Here is a 14,979-nt window from a genome sequence, read left to right as displayed (position 1 = left end):
GCCGCGGGTGCGTCGCACCGTCCGCCGCGAGGGCCGTTGCCAGGGCCGGCCGCCGCCACCGGCCTACCCTCCCGGGCATGACGACCTCCTCCTCGGAGCCCGCCGTGCTGGACCTCGCGGCCGACCTGCCGGACCTGCTCCAGGCCGTCTGCGACGTCGAGTCCGTCAGCGGGGACGAGACCCGTCTGGCGGACGCCGTGGAGGCCGCGCTGTCGGCGTGCGCGCACCTCGAGGTGCTGCGCGACGGCGACGCCGTCGTCGCCCGCACCCGCCTGGGCCGGCCCTCACGCGTCGTCGTCGCCGGCCACCTCGACACCGTCCCGCTCGGCCGCCGCGCCGACGGCAGCCCGAACCTCCCGACGTGGCGGACGGGCTCGGGGGCGGACGAGGTCGTCCACGGCCGCGGCACGAGCGACATGAAGGGCGGTGTGACGGTGGCACTCTCGCTCGCCGCCGCGCTGACCGAGCCCACCCGCGACGTGACCTGGGTCTTCTACGACCACGAGGAGGTCGAGGCGGAGCTCAACGGTCTCGGCCGTCTCGCCGCGCGGCACCCCGACTGGCTGGCGGGCGACGTCGCCGTGCTCGGCGAGCCGACGTCCGCCGCCGTCGAGGGCGGCTGCAACGGGACGCTCCGCGTCGACGTCGTCCTCACCGGCGTGCCCGCGCACTCCGCCCGGCCGTGGCGCGGCGTCAACGCCGTCCACGCCGCCGCGCCGCTGCTCGCGCTGCTCGCCGCCCACGACGCGGGGGAGCGGGAGGTCGACGGCCTGGTCTTCCGGCAGAGCCTGCAGGCGGTCGGCATCCGCGGCGGCACGGCCGGCAACGTCGTCCCCGACCGCTGCGTCGTCACCCTCAACCACCGCTTCGCCCCCGACCGGAGCCTCGCGCAGGCGGAGGCGGACCTCCGCGTGCTGCTGGCCGGCTACGAGGTGCACCGCACCGACGGCGCCGAGGGAGCCCGGCCCGGCCTGGACCGCCCCGCCGCCGCGGACGTCGTCGCCGCCACGGGCGAGCAGCCGCGGGCGAAGCTCGGCTGGACCGACGTCGCCCGCTTCAGCGCCCTCGGGGTCCCGGCCGTCAACCTCGGCCCCGGCGACCCGCTGCTGGCGCACGCCGACGACGAGCACTGCCCCGTCGCCGACCTGCACCGGGTCGCGCACGTGCTGCGCACGTGGCTGACCACGGCCCCCGCCGACGCTGCGCCCCCCGGGGCGGTCGTCGGGTCCGGCAGCACCAGGTCAGGCAGCACGGGGTCGGGGAGCACGGCGTCCGGGAGCACGGTGTCTGGCAGCATCGAGCCGTGAGCCTCGTCCTGCTGCTCGTCGCGGTCGTCGTGGCCGGCGCCGCCGTGGCCGTGGGTACCGGCCGGCTGGTCGGCGGGCTGGAGGAGCCCACGACGAGCCGGCCGCTGAGGGCGCTGCCCGACGGGCCCCTGGCCGCCGAGGACATCGACCGCGTCCGGTTCTCCCTCGGGCTGCGCGGCTACCGCATGGACGAGGTGGACGCCGCCCTGGACCGCGTGCGCGACGAGGTCGCCGAGCGCGACGCACGCCTCGCCGAGCTCGAGGCGCTGCTGCGCTCCGCCGCGCCGGTCGACCCGCCCTGGCGGGCGCCGGCGGGGGACGCCCCGCTCGCCCGGGACGCGCCGCAGGACGTGCCGGGAGACGACCGGGGCGTCTCGGCGAGCGACCCCGGCGGGCGACCGGCCGGGACCGCCGGCGCCGCGTCCGAGCCGGGGACCGGTCGCTGATGCGCGTCGTCGTCGAGGCGCGCGTGCGCCGCAGCGCCCCGGTCGTGTGGCGGCACGTCACCGACTGGCCGTGGCAGAGCGCGTCGATCCCCCTCACCCGGGTCTCGACCACCCGGCGCACGGGGGGACCGCACGACTCGTTCGTCGGCCGCACCGCCGTCCTCGGCGCCGGCTTCGACGACCCGATGGACGTCGTCCGCTGGCAGGAGCCGACCGCGGGTGCACCGGCCGACGGCGCGCGGGCCGGGGTCGCGGTGCTCGCCAAGCGCGGCTCCGTCGTGCTCGGCACCGCCGCGCTGCGGGTCGAGCCCCTCACCGCGGGCTCGTGCACGCTCGTGTGGGGCGAGGACGTCGAGGTCGCCCCCGTGGCGCTGACCAGGCCGCTGACCCCGCTCCTGCGCGTCCCGGCGTGGTGGGGCCTGCGCGCGGTCGTCACGGACATGGTCCGCCGCGTGGAGGCGGCCACGCCCGAGCCTCTCGAGCCGTGACGCCGGACGCCCCGTCCGCCGTGCCCCCGGCCTCCTCGGTGGGCGTCGGCCCGGTGGTCGGGGACGACGGCCGCGGGCGGTGCCCCTGGGGCGACGCGCCGGCCGACTACCGGCGGTACCACGACGAGGAGTGGGGCCGACCGGTCACGGGCGAGGCGGCGCTCTTCGAACGGCTCAGCCTCGAGGCCTTCCAGTCCGGCCTGTCGTGGCTGACGGTGCTGCGCAAGCGCCCGGCGTTCCGGTCCGCCTTCGCCGGCTTCGACCCCGAGGCGGTCGCCGCCTTCGGCCCGGACGACCGGGCGCGCCTGCTCGCCGACGCCGGCATCGTCCGCAACCGCGCCAAGGTGGACGCCGTGGTCGCCAACGCCCGCGCCGTCGTCGCCCTGCGGGAGGGCGGCGGGCTCGAGGCGCTCCTGCGGACCGCGGCGCCCCGGTCCGGCGAGCACCCCGTCCCGCGGACGACCGCCGACGTGCCGTCCTCGACGCCGGCGTCGTCGGCGCTCGCGCGGGACCTCAAGCGGGCCGGCCTCGTCTTCGTCGGCCCGACCACGGCGTACGCGACGATGCAGGCGGTCGGCCTCGTCGACGACCACCTCGCCGGCTGCTGGGTGCGCGGAGCCGCCGCCGGCTGATCGTCACAGCGCCGTCAGCGCCGCCGGTGCAGGAAGGCCTCGACGGCTCGGCGGTGCTCGGGGCGGCGCCCGACCTCGGCGACGAGCGCGCCCTCGTGCGCCAGCGAGGTCGGCAGGTCGTGGGTGGCGGAGAAGGCCAGCGCCCGCCGCGTCGCGGCGTAGGCGGCCGTGGGGCCCGCGGCCAGCAGCTGCGCCACCTCCTCGACCCGGGCGTCGAGCGCGTCGTCGGCCACGGCCTCGGTGGCCAGGCCGATGCGGACGCACTCCTGCGCGCCGACGGGCCGGGGGAGCAGGAGGAGGTCGCGGGCCCGCCCCTGCCCGACGAGCCGCGGCAGCCACCAGGAGGCGCCGGTGTCGGGGGACAGGCCGACGCGGGTGAAGCCGAGGTCGACCCGGGCGGACGCGGCGAGCAGGCGCAGGTCGCAGGCCAGCGCCAGCGCCGCTCCCGCCCCCGCGGCGGTCCCGCGCACGGCGGCGACGACGGGCTTCGGCATCTCGGCGAGCACCAGCGCCAGCGGGGCGTACTCCTCCGCCACCACGCGGTCCAGGTCCAGCCCGGGGTCCGCGTCCCGCCCGGCGCCGGTCCGCTCGCCCTCGTCCCGGCGCGCCAGCGCCGCGGCGTGCTCGCGCAGGTCCGCCCCGGCGCTGAACGCCCCGCCGGAGCCGGTGAGGACGACGCAGCGGACGCCCTCGTCGTCGGCGACCCGCCGCAGCGCAGCCAGGAGCCCTCGCCGTACCGCGGAGTCCAGCGCCCCGCGGACCTCGGGGCGTCCGACCACGACTCGGGCGACCGCGCCCGTGCGCTCCACGCCGACTCCTGCGGCGACGTCCATGCGACCTCCGACGGTGCGCCGCGAGCGGGGCCCACGGCCCACCGGGGAGGAGGGGGAGGGCCCGCCGGGGTGACCGGCCGACCTCGGGAGGCTAGCCGCGTTTCGCTCCTGCGCCTCCTCCCGGGATACTGGTCCGCGATCACGCCCACCAGGAAGGGGATCCGCAGATGGCGGCCATGAAGCCGAGGACAGGTGACGGCCCGCTCGAGGTCGTCAAGGAGGGCCGCGGCATCGTCCTGCGCATGCCCCTCGAGGGCGGCGGGCGCCTCGTCGTCGAGATGACGCCCGACGAGGCCAAGGGCCTCGGCGACGCGATCGGCGGCGCGGTCGGCTGACCGGCCCGCTCCCGGCCCGCGCGGCCACGAGCACGACAGCACCACCACGACGGCACCACCACGACGGCCCCGCCCGGCACCGGGCGGGGCCGTCGTGCGTCCGGGGGCCGGTCCGAGGAGCGCGGCGGCCCGGCGTGGTGGTGGTCGCCCCTGGGTAGGGTCGCAACCGTGGTCGCCCGCATGCCCCGCCTGGTCCCCGTCGCGAGCAGCGACGTCCGCACCGCCGCCGGGGCGGACGTGCTCGCCGTCCCGGTCGCCGCCCCGCCGCCGGGGGAGCGTGAGCCGCAGCCGCGCCCCGGCACGGCGGACGCCGCGGTCTGGCTCGGGCTCAACACGGCCGTCCTCGCCGAGCAGCAGCGCTTCCGCGGCACCGCCGGCGAGGTCCTCGGCGTCCCGCTGCCGTCGGCGCGCGACGACGGGGCCGGCCCGCAGCGCCTGCTGCTGCTCGGCGTCGGCGACGCGTCGACGACGGCGCTCCGGCGGGCGGGTGCGGCACTCGCGCGCGCCACCCGCGGGGCGTCCCGCGTCGTGACGACGGCCGGGGTCGGCCTGCCCGGGGCCTCGCTGCGCTCGTTCTGCGAGGGGCTGCTCCTCGCGGCCTACGACCCGCCGCGCTCGGGCGTGGAGCAGGGCCCGCGACCGGCCGCCGAGGTCGTCGAGCTGCTCGGCACCGACGAGGGGCCCGCGCTGTCCCGCGCCGTCGTCGCGGCCCGGGCGACCTGGCGCACCCGTGACCTCGCGGCGACGCCGAGCTCGACGAAGACCCCGGCCTGGGTCGCCGACCGGGCCCGCGAGATGGCCGCGGGCGTCCCCGGCGTCGAGGTCGAGGTCCTCGAGGTGGCGGAGCTCCGCCGCCGCGGCTTCGGCGGGATCCTCGCCGTCGGCAGCGGCTCGCACACCCCGCCCTGCCTGGTCAGCGTGAGCTACCGCCCGCCCGCGGGCACGGCCCCGCGGCGCCACGTCGTCCTCGTCGGCAAGGGCATCACCTTCGACTCGGGCGGCCTGTCCATCAAGCCGCGCGACGCGATGATCCCGATGAAGACGGACATGGCCGGGGCCGCGGTCGTCCTCGCCGCCGTGCTCGGGGCGGCCGAGCTGGAGGTCGCGCAGCCGGTCACGGCACTCCTGCCGCTGGCGGAGAACGCTTTCGGCGGCGCCTCCTACCGACCGGGCGACGTCGTCCGTGTGCACGGGGGCACGACGGTGGAGATCGCCAACACCGACGCCGAGGGCCGGATGGTGCTGGCGGACGCCCTCGCCCTCGCCGACGAGGAGCTCGAGCCCGACCTCCTCGTCGACGTCGCGACGCTCACGGGCGCCGCCTCGCTCGGGCTCGGCCGGCGGCACGCCGCGCTCTACACCGACGACGCGCCGCTGCTGGAGCAGCTGCGGAGCGCGTCGGCGGCCACCGGCGAGCGGGTCTGGCGGATGCCGCTCGTCGAGGACTACCGCTACGCCCTGGACTCCGACGTGGCCGACCTGCGGCACGTCGCCGCGAAGGGCGGTCCCGGTGCGGGCTCGGTGACCGCCGCGCTCTTCCTGCGCGAGTTCACCGGCTCGCGCCGCTGGGCGCACCTGGACATCGCGGGCCCCGGTCGCGCGGACGCGGACGAGCACGAGGTGACCAAGGGCGCCACCGGCTTCGGCGCACGCCTGCTCCTGCGGTGGCTGGAGGACGGGGCGGTCTAGGCGGGGGCCGCCGGCGGGCGGGGCTCGTCGGCGCCGGTCAGCGCACGACGGCGACGAGCAGCCCGTCGCCGACGGGGAGCAGCGCGGGCAGGAGCCGCTCGTCGTCGCGGACCCGGCGGCCGGCCTGGCGCACGGCCGTCGTCACCTCGTCGCGCTGCGCGGGGTCGGCGACGCGGTCGCGGTGGAGCGCGCCGACGACGACGAGCAGGCCGCCCGCACGCAGCAGGCGCATCGCCTGGTCGAGGTGGGCGTCCAGGTCCAGCCGGTCGGCGTCCAGCAGGACGAGGTCGTAGGCGGCGTCGGTCAGCCGGGGCAGGACGTCCTGCGCCCGGCCGCCGATGACGCGGACGCGCCCCCCGCGCACGCCGGCCTCGGCCAGCGCCTCCCGCGCCGCCCGCTGGTGCTCGGGCTCGCCGTCGATCGTCGTGAGCACCCCGTCGGCCGGCATGCCGGCGAGCAGCCACAGGGTCGAGACGCCGCTGCCCGTGCCGACCTCGACGACGGCGCGGGCCCCGGCGGAGGCCGCCAGCAGGCGCAGGGCCGCCCCCGTCCCCGGGCCGACCGGCGAGCAGCCGAGCTCCTGGCCACGGCCCCGCGCCCGCTCGAGCACCTCGTCCTCGACGACGAAGTCCTCGGCGTAGCTGCGGCTGGCGGCGGACGTGGCGGCGATGGCGGTCTCCTCGCGGTGCTCCCGCGCCCCTCGCCGAGGAGACGGCCCGAGACCTCCTCGGGCTGCCGGTCGGCGGCAGGACGGCGGCGTCGTCGCACCGCGCCGCGAGGCTACCGGGACGCCGCAGGAGGCGGGCCCTCGCGCCGGGCCCGGGCGTCAGGGCGACCGGGGGCCCGATCGAGGGGCCGGACGGGGGACCGCCGACGGTGGCGGCCGTTCCGTGGCCGCCCTGCCAGGTGCCGTCCAGGCCCGGCTGGCACCCTGCGGCCATGACGACGCGAGCCGAGGGTCCCGCGCGCAGCGCGCCCGACGCCCCGACCGGCAGCGCGGCGAGCAGCAGCGCGGCGGCCGGCAGCGCGGCGGCGGTCACGTCCCCCGTGGCCGCCGGCACCGAGCCCTGGACGCCGCCGTCCTGGGACCAGGTGGTCCGCGACCACTCCGCCCGGGTCTTCCGCCTGGCCTACCGCCTCACCGGGAACCGTCACGACGCCGAGGACCTCACCCAGGAGGTCTTCGTCCGCGTCTTCCGCTCCCTGTCCTCCTACACGCCCGGCATCTTCGAGGGCTGGCTGCACCGGATCACGACGAACCTGTTCCTCGACCAGGTCCGCCGCAAGCAGCGCATCCGTTTCGACGCCCTGGCCGACGACGCCACCGACCGGTTGCCCGGCACCGACCCCGGTCCCGAGCGGGCCTACGAGCACGGCAACCTCGACCGGGACGTCCAGGCGGCGCTCCTGGAGCTCTCGCCCGAGTTTCGCGCCGCCGTCGTCCTGTGCGACATCGAGGGCCTCAGCTACGAGGAGATCTCCCGCACGCTGGGCGTGAAGATCGGGACCGTCCGGTCCCGGATCCACCGCGCGCGGGCGCAGCTGCGGCGGTCGCTGCCGCACCGCGCCCCCGAGGCCGGCTGACGGGCAGCACGTCCGCACGTCCCTCCCCGCCCCCGCCCCGTCCCGCCCGCCGCGGCGGGGCACCTGCCCGTGGTCCCCGCGGCCGACGCGTCCGGGTGGGGACGCCGCCCCGGGTGCGCGACGGCGCAGGCCACGGGCGAGGATGGGGACGGCAGCGGCGACCGCTGACGGCGCGACCGCCCGAGGAGGCAACCCCGCATGAGCGTGTCCGCAGGACGGGCCGACGACGGCCCCGGCCCCGCGAGCCGCAGGGACGACGACGTCGCCGGCCAGGACCCCCGGCCGGGCGCAGCCCCCGACGGCGGCGACGCGTCCGACGTCGCACCGCCCCCGGCCTCGCCGTGGGCTCCGCGCGACGAGGACGCGCCCGCCCGGGGCGAGGGCTCCCCGCTCGGCGGCCCCCCGCCCGTCGGACCGGTGACGGCGTCGCGAGGTGAGGTGCCCCCGCCGGCGACCGGGCCCCTCGTCGGCCACACCGGCACCGGCTTCCCGGCGCTCGACGCGACGCCCTCGTCGACGGGCGAGCCGCGCACCGCCCGCCGCCGCCGCTCGCCCCGCGTGCTGCTCCTCGTCGCGGCGTGCCTGGCCACCGGCCTCGTGGGCGGGGTCGCGGGCCAGCGGCTCGCGGGCCCCGGCGGCAGCGCGTCGGTGTCCGTCGTCGAGCGGTCGGGCGGAGCAGGGGCGAGCGCCCGGGCGCAGGAGGGCTCGGTCGCCGCCGTCGCCGAGGCCGTCCTGCCGAGCACGGTCTCCGTGGAGATCACCTCCGGCGCGGGCTCCGGCAACGGCTCGGGCTTCGTGCTCTCGCCGGACGGGTACGTCGTCACGAACAACCACGTCGTCGCCCCCGCCGTCGAGGCGGGCGGGCGCATCCGGGTCCTGCTGTCCGACGGCACGCGCGAGAGCGCCACCGTCGTCGGCCGGACGTCCGACTACGACCTCGCCGTCCTCCGGATCGACCGCACGGGCCTCACCCCGCTCGCCTTCGCCGACACCGCCGACGTGCGGGTCGGAGACCCGGTCGTGGCCATCGGCGCCCCGCTGGGGCTGGCCAGCACCGTCACGAGCGGCATCGTCAGCGCCCTCAACCGACCGGTGGTCGCCGGCGAGAGCCAGGCGGAGCAGGGCTTCATCAACGCGGTGCAGACCGACGCCGCCATCAACCCGGGCAACTCCGGGGGGCCGCTCGTGGACCTCTCCGGCGCCGTCGTCGGCGTCAACTCGGCCATCGCGCAGACGACGTCCGCCGGCGGCGGCGCGGGCGGCAGCATCGGCCTCGGCTTCGCCATCCCCGCCGACCAGGTCGTCCGCACGACGACGGAGCTCATCGAGGACGGCGTGGCCACCTACCCGGTCATCGGTGTCTCCCTGGACGGGACGTACGAGGGGCAGGGGGTCCGGGTGGCCGAGGGCACCACCACGACCGGCGCCCCGGTCACCCCCGGGGGGCCCGCCGACGAGGCGGGCGTCGAGGCCGGCGACGTCATCACGGCGGTCGACGACCAGCTGGTCACGGCGCCCGACGAGCTCATCGTCGCCATCCGCGCCCGGACCCCCGGCGAGGAGGTCGTGCTCACGGTCCAGCGCGGGCGCGACGCGGTCGAGATCCCCGTGGTCCTCGGGAGCGAGCCGAGCGACTGACGCCGCGCTCGCGCAGGACGTCGAGAGCACGGGTCGTACCCTGCCGGGGTGAACTTCCCCAACGGCGGCGAGCTGCTGGTGCTGCTCGTCCTCGTGCTCGTGGTCGTCGGGCCGCAGCGGCTGCCGCGCTACACCCAGCAGCTGGCCGACCTCGTCCGCGACGGCGTGCGCTACGCCAAGGGCGCCCGGGACTCCCTCAAGGAGGAGATGGGTCCCGAGTTCGAGGACATCGACTGGAAGAAGCTCGACCCCCGTCAGTACGACCCCCGCCGCATCGTCCGGGACGCCCTCACCGACGCGTGGGACGAGCCGGTGAAGCCCCGCAGCCCCGGCGGGCCGGCCGCGACCGCACCGACCACCCCCGCCGCCGGCGCGGCGGCGGCCGGAGCGGCCTCGGGGTCAGGGGCGGGGACGGCGCTGGGCGCGGCAGCGGTGCCGGCCGCGCGGACCGGCGGGAGCACGGTGCGGGGGACGCGGCCGTCCGGCAGCCGGAGGAGCGGACCGGGCGCGAGGGCGTCCGGCCCGACGCCCTACGACACCGAGGCGACCTGACCTAGGGCTCCATCCGCCGGCCTCGACCGATGTCGGTCGGCCGTCGGGCCGGCGTGGTCACCCCGCCGTCGTCAGCCCGCCCTGGCCTCCTCGCGGCGCACCGGGGTGAGGCCCAGGGGCCGGCCGGCCAGGCCCCGCGGGCCGGACAGGGACCGCGCCACGTCCCGCAGCACGACGGCGGCGGGGGAGGAGGGGTCCGACAGCACGAGGGGGACGCCGGAGTCGCCGCCCTCGCGGACGCGCACGTCGAGCGGGACCTGGCCCAGCAGCGGCACGCGTGTCCCGAGCAGGGCCTCCAGGCGCTCGACCACGGAGCGGCCGCCGCCGCTGCCGAAGACGTCGACCCGCGAGCCGTCCGGCAGCTCCATCCAGCTCATGTTCTCCACGACGCCGGCGACGGGCTGCTGCGTCTGGCGCGCCACGGCGCCGGCGCGCTCCGCGACCTCGGCGGCCGCCGCCTGCGGCGTCGTGACGACGAGGAGCTCGGCGCCGGGCAGCAGCTGGGCGACGCTGATGGCGATGTCCCCGGTGCCCGGGGGCAGGTCGAGGAGCAGGACGTCGAGGTCGCCCCAGTGCACGTCGGTGAGGAACTGCTCCAGCGTGCGGTGGAGCATCGGTCCCCGCCACACCACCGGGGTGTTGCCCTGCGTGAACATCCCGATCGAGACGACCTTCACGTCGTGCGCGACGGGCGGCACGATCATGTCGTCCAGCCGCGTCGGGGGGTGCTCGACGCCCAGCATCCGCGGCACCGAGAAGCCGTGGACGTCGGCGTCGAGGACCCCGACGCGCAGGCCGTCCGCGGCCATCGCGGCCGCGAGGTTGACCGTGACGCTGGACTTGCCGACGCCCCCCTTGCCCGACGCGACGGCGACGACGCGCGTCAGCGAGCCGGGCTGCGCGAAGGGCACCTGGCGCGCGGGCCGGCCGCCGCGCAGGGCGTCCTTGAGCGCCGAGCGCTGCGCGTCGTCCATGACGCCGAGGGCGACCCGCACGGCGGTGACGCCCTCCACCGCGGAGACCTCGCGCTCGACGTCGCGGGTCAGCTGCTCGCGCATCGGGCAGCCCGCGGTCGTCAGCGAGACCTCGACGGCCACGTCCGTGCCGTCGACGACGACCGAGCGCACCATGCCGAGGTCGGTGATCGGCCGGCGGATCTCGGGGTCAAGCACGCGGGTCAGCGCCGCGCGCACGTCGGGCTCGGTGGGGCTCATGCCCGCCAGGGTAGGCGCGGTGCCGGACGCCGTCCGCGGCGCGTCCGGGCCGCCCCGACGTCCTGCTCGGGCGTCGTCCCCGGGGTCGTCCCGGCCGTCAGCGGCCGCCGGGGCGGGGCCGGGGCCCCCGGGCCCCCGCCCGCTCCTCGCCGCGTTCGTCGCGGTCGTCGAGCTCCTCGACGAGCTGGCGGAGCTCGCTGCGCAGGAAGTCGCGCGTCGCCACGTCGCGCATGGCGATCCGCAGGGCCGCCACCTCGCGGGCCAGGTACTCGGTGTCGGCGAGGTTGCGCTCGGCGCGCTGCCGGTCCTGCTCCAGCGCCACGCGGTCGCGGTCGTCCTGGCGGTTCTGCGCCAGCAGGATCAGCGGGGCCGCGTAGGAGGCCTGCAGCGACAGGACGAGCGTGAGGAAGAGGAAGGCGTAGGGGTCGAAGCGCAGGCCGCCGGGCGCCAGGGTGTTCCACGCGACCCACAGGACGATGACGCCGGACATGTAGAGCAGGAAGGTCGGCGTGCCCATGAAGCGCGCGAAGCCCTCCGACAGCCGCCCGAAGGCCTCGGGGTCGATGCTCGGGCGCGGCACGACGCGGCGCCGGGTCTCCTGGGGGCTGTCGAGGCCCGGCGTGCGGCGACGGGGGAGCGCGCCGCTCCCGGCGCGGTCGCTCCCGGCGCGGTCGGCCCTCGTACGCCGGAGCCCCGTGCGAGAGGGCTCCTTCGGCTCGGTCCTGGCCATGTCGTCCTCCTCCCCGGGCGGGGGCCCGGGCCGTCGCGGCCGGGCGTCGTGGGCGGTGGTCTCTCGGGCGGGCTCCTGCGCGCCGGCCGTGCTCGGCGCGTCCGTCGTGCTGGTCCTGCGGGCGGGGCGGGGCGGTCAGGAGCCGGTCGGGCCCTGCCGCGCGAGCTGGTGCTCGTCCTGCTCGCGCCAGTCCTCCGGCAGGACGTGGTCGAGCACGTCGTCGACCGTCACGACGCCGAGGAGCCGCCCGGCGGGGTCCGTGACGGGCACCGACACGAGGTTGTAGGTGGCCAGCCGCCGCGTCACGACCTCGAGGGACGCCTCCGGCGCGACGCCGTCCACGTCCGCGTCCATGATCGCGCCCAGCTGCTCGTGCGGGGCCACCCGCAGCATCGCCTGGATGTGGACGAGCCCCAGGTAGCGCCCCGTCGGGGTCTCGAGCGGCGACCGGCAGACGTACACCGACGCGGCGAGCGCGGGGGACAGGTCGCTGCGGCGCACGAGCGCGAGCGCCTCGGCGACGCTCGCCTCGGGACCGAGCAGGACGGGCTCGGGGTTCATGAGCCCGCCCGCCGTCTCCTCGTCGTAGGCCAGCAGCCGGCGCACGTCCGCGGCGTCGTCCGGCTCCATCCGCTGGAGGAGGTGCTCCTTGGCCTCCTCCGGGAGCTCGCCGAGGACGTCGGCGGCGTCGTCGGCGTCCATGGCCTCGAGGACGTCGGCCGCGCGGTCGGGGGAGAGCCCCGTGACGACCTCGACGCGGTCGTCCTCCCCGAGCTCGGCGAGGACGTCGGCGAGCCGCTCGTCGTCGAGCTCGGCCGCGAGCTCGAGGCGACGCCGTCCGGAGAGGTCGTGGAGGGCCTCGGCGATGTCGGCCGGCTTCATGTCCTCGAAGGTGGCGACGAGCAGGCTCGCGCCCTGGGCGTCCGTCGGGGCGCCGAGCAGGCCCCGGACCTCGTCGACGCCGACGAGCAGCGTCTCGCCGCGGCGTCCCCGCAGCCGGGAGCCGAGCCCGCCCGGTGTCCCGCGCCGCACGAAGGCGCGCGTGACCTCCCAGTCGCGCGGGCCGGGCCGCTCGAGCGCGACGTCCTCGACGACGGCCTCGCCGGAGCCGTCGAGGAGCTCGACCCGCCGCTCGAGCACCTCGGCGAGCAGCAGCACCTCGGCGCTGCGCTGCTCGAAGCGGCGCATGTTGACGAGCCCGGTCGTGATGACCTGGCCCGCGTCCATGGCGGTGACCCGCGTCATGGGGACGAAGACACGCCGGCGTCCCGGGACCTCGACGACCAGACCGACGGCGCGCAGCCTGCGGCCGTCGCCGCGCAGCACGCTGACGACGTCGCGCACCCGCCCGACCTGGTCGCCCATCGGGTCGAAGGCGGGGAGCCCGGCCAGCCGCGCGGCGAAGATGCGGGACGGGCTGCTCACGCGCCGCAGCGTAGCCGCGCCCCTCGTCCGCACCGGTCCGCTCCCGGGGCGCCCCCACGGCCCCGCCGCGGGGACGCGCGGGTGCGGGGGCGTGGGGGCGGCCGTAGCGTCGTGGCCATGACGATCAGCGAGACCACGAAGGACCCCTCGACCGCCCTCGGCGGCGTGCCCACGGTGGAGTACACGATCCCGGGCATGGCGCCCGACGCCGGCGCCCAGGTGGTGAAGAACCTGCAGGAGCGGCTCACCGCGCTGACCGACCTGCACCTGACGCTCAAGCACGTGCACTGGAACGTCGTGGGCCCGAACTTCATCGGCGTGCACGAGATGCTCGACCCGCAGGTGGACGCCGTCCGCGAGATGGCCGACGCCTGCGCCGAGCGCATCGCGGCGATGGGGGGCAGCCCCGTGGGCACCCCCGGCGCCCTCGTCCGGCAGCGGACGTGGGACGACTACTCCATCGGGCGCGCGGGCACGACCGAGCACCTCGGCGCGCTCGACCTCGTCTACCAGGGCGTGATCAGCGACTACCGCGCGGCGATCGAGTCGGTGGGCGACCTCGACCCGATCACCGAGGACATGCTCATCGACCACTCGACCGACCTCGAGCAGTTCCACTGGTTCGTGCGCGCGCACCTCGAGAACGCGGGCGGCCAGGTCTCCAGCGCGGGTGCGACGTCCGAGGTCCAGGCGGCGCAGCAGGCCGGCGAGAGCCGCAACGGGCTCTGATCCCCCTCGGCACGCAGGGGGCCGCCGGGGCGGGTCGCACGTCGGCCCGCCCCGCGGTCGCCCCGCTGCACCGGCGCCGGTGCCCGGCGCGTCCGCGGCGCGGTCGGGCGGGGGAGCGCGCCTAGGCTCGTGATCCGTGCCGTCGTCCGGGGAGGGAGCGCCCGTGAGCCCCCGTGTCCCCGGCTACCCCGCCGACGACCCGGCCCGCCACCGGGTCCCTGAGCCGGTCCACGACCCGGCCGCCGACCAGACCGCCGACCCGACCGCCGACCTGACCCATGACCCGGTGCGGCGCCAGGGGGTCGACGCCGACCCGCCGTCGGCGGGCGAGGCCGTGCGGCACCGGCGCCGTCGGCGCCTCGGCACGGTGGTCATGGTCCTGGGCGGCGCCGTCGCGCTCGCCCTGCTCGCGACCGAGCTCGCCGTCGCCGACCTCGGCCGGGTCCTGTCCTCGTCGTCGCCGGCGTGGTTCGCCGTGGTCCTCGGCGGCGCCCTGCTCACCTTCGTCGGTGCCGCGACGACGGTCGTGGCGGTCTCGCCCGTCACCCTGCGGCCGCTGACCGCGCTGGCGGTCCAGGTCGCGGGGACCTTCGTCAACCTGCTCGGGCCCGCCGGGCTCGGGGGCATGGCCCTCAACGCCCGTCACATGGCCCGCCGGGGAGCGGGCGCCGCGGCGGCCGTCGCCGCCGTCGTGGCGGTGCAGGCGACGTCCCTCGTCGTCACCGCGGTCGTCCTCGCGGGCGTCGTCCTCGCCTCGGGCCGCACCGCGGAGGGCGTCCGGCTGCTGCCGGGCGCGGTGACGCTCGTCACCGCGGGCGTGCTCGTGGCGCTCGTCGGCGTCGTCCTGGCCGTCCGGCCGCTGCGCTCGTGGGTGCTCCCCCGGGTGCGCGAGCCGCTGCAGGGAGCGGCGGCGGCGCTGCGCGGGCTGGCCCGGGCGCCGGAGCGGCTCGTCCTCGCCCTGGTCGGCTCCGCCCTCGTCACGGGCGGCTTCCTGCTGGCGCTCGGGGCGAGCGTCGCGGCCTACGGCGCCTCGGTCCCGCTGCTCGAGCTGGCCGTCGTCCTGTTCGCCGGCACGGCGGTCGGGAGCCTGTTCCCCACCCCCGGCGGGGTGGGCGCCGTCGAGGCCGCCATCACCGGCGGCCTCGTGGCGGTGGGGGTCCCCGCCGAGCCGGCGCTGCTGTCGGCCGTCACCTACCGCATCGCCACGCTGTGGCTCTGGGTCGCACCGGGCTGGGTCCTCACGTTGCTGCTCCGCCGCGCCGGGGATCTCTGAGCGGGCTCCCGCCGGGTCGGCCCGCCGGCTGGGACCCGGCTGTGCGTCGGCCCCGAGATCGCTCCACGGGTCCGGCTGCGGTGGTGCGCCGTCGCGGCGCGAGG

Annotated in this window: 16 protein-coding genes; 11 read left to right on the top strand and 5 right to left on the bottom strand. The window is 78.0% G+C overall.

Annotation, left to right across the window (positions count from 1 at the left end; all coding sequences use genetic code 11):
- Nucleotides 1–77: 77 nt before the first annotated feature.
- Genes dapE through WDZ17_RS06420 form a run of 4 tightly spaced genes read left to right on the top strand, consistent with a single transcriptional unit; the run spans nt 78 to nt 2,873 of the window.
- A complete protein-coding gene (gene dapE, locus WDZ17_RS06435; RefSeq protein WP_339574311.1) occupies nt 78–1,307 on the top strand; it encodes a succinyl-diaminopimelate desuccinylase in 1,230 nt (409 codons plus the stop codon).
- Nucleotides 1,304–1,753, top strand: coding sequence for a DivIVA domain-containing protein (locus WDZ17_RS06430; protein ID WP_339574310.1), 450 nt, complete (start codon nt 1,304–1,306; stop codon nt 1,751–1,753). Before dapE ends, WDZ17_RS06430 begins: the two co-directional genes overlap by 4 nt.
- Nucleotides 1,753–2,241 carry a hypothetical protein gene (locus WDZ17_RS06425; RefSeq protein WP_339574309.1) on the top strand — a complete coding sequence of 163 codons (489 nt, stop codon included), beginning with the start codon at nt 1,753–1,755 and terminating at the stop codon, nt 2,239–2,241. Before WDZ17_RS06430 ends, WDZ17_RS06425 begins: the two co-directional genes overlap by 1 nt.
- Nucleotides 2,238–2,873: a DNA-3-methyladenine glycosylase I gene (locus WDZ17_RS06420; RefSeq protein ID WP_339574308.1), complete on the top strand. Its 636-nt coding sequence runs from the start codon at nt 2,238–2,240 to the stop codon at nt 2,871–2,873. The genes WDZ17_RS06425 and WDZ17_RS06420 overlap by 4 nt, the downstream gene beginning before the upstream one ends.
- A gap of 14 nt (nt 2,874–2,887) precedes the next feature.
- Here WDZ17_RS06420 and WDZ17_RS06415 read toward each other — a convergent pair whose 3' ends face one another.
- The gene (locus WDZ17_RS06415; protein WP_339574307.1) at nt 2,888–3,682 is read right to left on the bottom strand and encodes an enoyl-CoA hydratase/isomerase family protein; all 795 of its coding nucleotides are present in this window, start codon (nt 3,680–3,682) and stop codon (nt 2,888–2,890) included.
- A 191-nt stretch (nt 3,683–3,873) separates the two neighbouring features.
- Here WDZ17_RS06415 and WDZ17_RS06410 point away from each other — a divergent pair, with 191 nt between their 5' ends.
- A complete protein-coding gene (locus WDZ17_RS06410) occupies nt 3,874–4,041 on the top strand; it encodes a DUF3117 domain-containing protein (RefSeq protein WP_339574306.1) in 168 nt (55 codons plus the stop codon).
- A gap of 168 nt (nt 4,042–4,209) precedes the next feature.
- The gene (locus WDZ17_RS06405) at nt 4,210–5,730 is read left to right on the top strand and encodes a leucyl aminopeptidase family protein (RefSeq protein ID WP_339574305.1); all 1,521 of its coding nucleotides are present in this window, start codon (nt 4,210–4,212) and stop codon (nt 5,728–5,730) included.
- 37 nt (nt 5,731–5,767) lie between these two features.
- Here the strand turns inward: WDZ17_RS06405 and WDZ17_RS06400 are convergent, their stop codons facing one another.
- Nucleotides 5,768–6,340, bottom strand: a complete 573-nt coding sequence (locus tag WDZ17_RS06400) for an O-methyltransferase (RefSeq protein ID WP_339574304.1) — start codon at nt 6,338–6,340, stop codon at nt 5,768–5,770.
- A gap of 329 nt (nt 6,341–6,669) precedes the next feature.
- Here WDZ17_RS06400 and sigE point away from each other — a divergent pair, with 329 nt between their 5' ends.
- The 3 genes from sigE (at nt 6,670) to WDZ17_RS06385 (ending at nt 9,504) form a co-directional block, all read left to right on the top strand.
- Entirely contained in the window at nt 6,670–7,314 is a 645-nt protein-coding gene (gene sigE, locus WDZ17_RS06395; protein ID WP_339574303.1) for an RNA polymerase sigma factor SigE, read from the top strand.
- A 198-nt stretch (nt 7,315–7,512) separates the two neighbouring features.
- Nucleotides 7,513–8,952, top strand: coding sequence for a S1C family serine protease (locus tag WDZ17_RS06390; RefSeq protein WP_339574302.1), 1,440 nt, complete (start codon nt 7,513–7,515; stop codon nt 8,950–8,952).
- Between the two features lie 48 nt (nt 8,953–9,000).
- Complete coding sequence (locus tag WDZ17_RS06385) at nt 9,001–9,504, top strand: twin-arginine translocase TatA/TatE family subunit (protein ID WP_339574301.1); 504 nt, start codon at nt 9,001–9,003, stop codon at nt 9,502–9,504.
- A gap of 71 nt (nt 9,505–9,575) precedes the next feature.
- Here the strand turns inward: WDZ17_RS06385 and WDZ17_RS06380 are convergent, their stop codons facing one another.
- From WDZ17_RS06380 to WDZ17_RS06370, 3 genes are all read right to left on the bottom strand, one after another.
- Nucleotides 9,576–10,718: an Mrp/NBP35 family ATP-binding protein gene (locus WDZ17_RS06380; RefSeq protein ID WP_339574300.1), complete on the bottom strand. Its 1,143-nt coding sequence runs from the start codon at nt 10,716–10,718 to the stop codon at nt 9,576–9,578.
- Between the two features lie 97 nt (nt 10,719–10,815).
- Nucleotides 10,816–11,448: a DUF1003 domain-containing protein gene (locus WDZ17_RS06375; protein WP_339574299.1), complete on the bottom strand. Its 633-nt coding sequence runs from the start codon at nt 11,446–11,448 to the stop codon at nt 10,816–10,818.
- A gap of 135 nt (nt 11,449–11,583) precedes the next feature.
- Entirely contained in the window at nt 11,584–12,873 is a 1,290-nt protein-coding gene (locus tag WDZ17_RS06370; protein WP_339574298.1) for a magnesium transporter MgtE N-terminal domain-containing protein, read from the bottom strand.
- A 117-nt stretch (nt 12,874–12,990) separates the two neighbouring features.
- On the opposite strand from WDZ17_RS06370, the gene WDZ17_RS06365 reads away from it, so the two are divergent.
- Nucleotides 12,991–13,602, top strand: a complete 612-nt coding sequence (locus WDZ17_RS06365; protein ID WP_339574297.1) for a Dps family protein — start codon at nt 12,991–12,993, stop codon at nt 13,600–13,602.
- 163 nt (nt 13,603–13,765) lie between these two features.
- Nucleotides 13,766–14,875, top strand: coding sequence for a lysylphosphatidylglycerol synthase transmembrane domain-containing protein (locus WDZ17_RS06360; RefSeq protein WP_339574296.1), 1,110 nt, complete (start codon nt 13,766–13,768; stop codon nt 14,873–14,875).
- Nucleotides 14,876–14,979: the final 104 nt, after the last annotated feature.

The sequence above is a fragment of the Pseudokineococcus basanitobsidens genome (assembly GCF_037482545.1).
Classification (GTDB): Bacteria; Actinomycetota; Actinomycetes; order Actinomycetales; family Quadrisphaeraceae; genus Pseudokineococcus; species Pseudokineococcus basanitobsidens.
The sequence above is the reverse complement of the archived record's forward strand: the minus strand, read 5'-3'. Positions and strand labels throughout refer to the sequence as shown.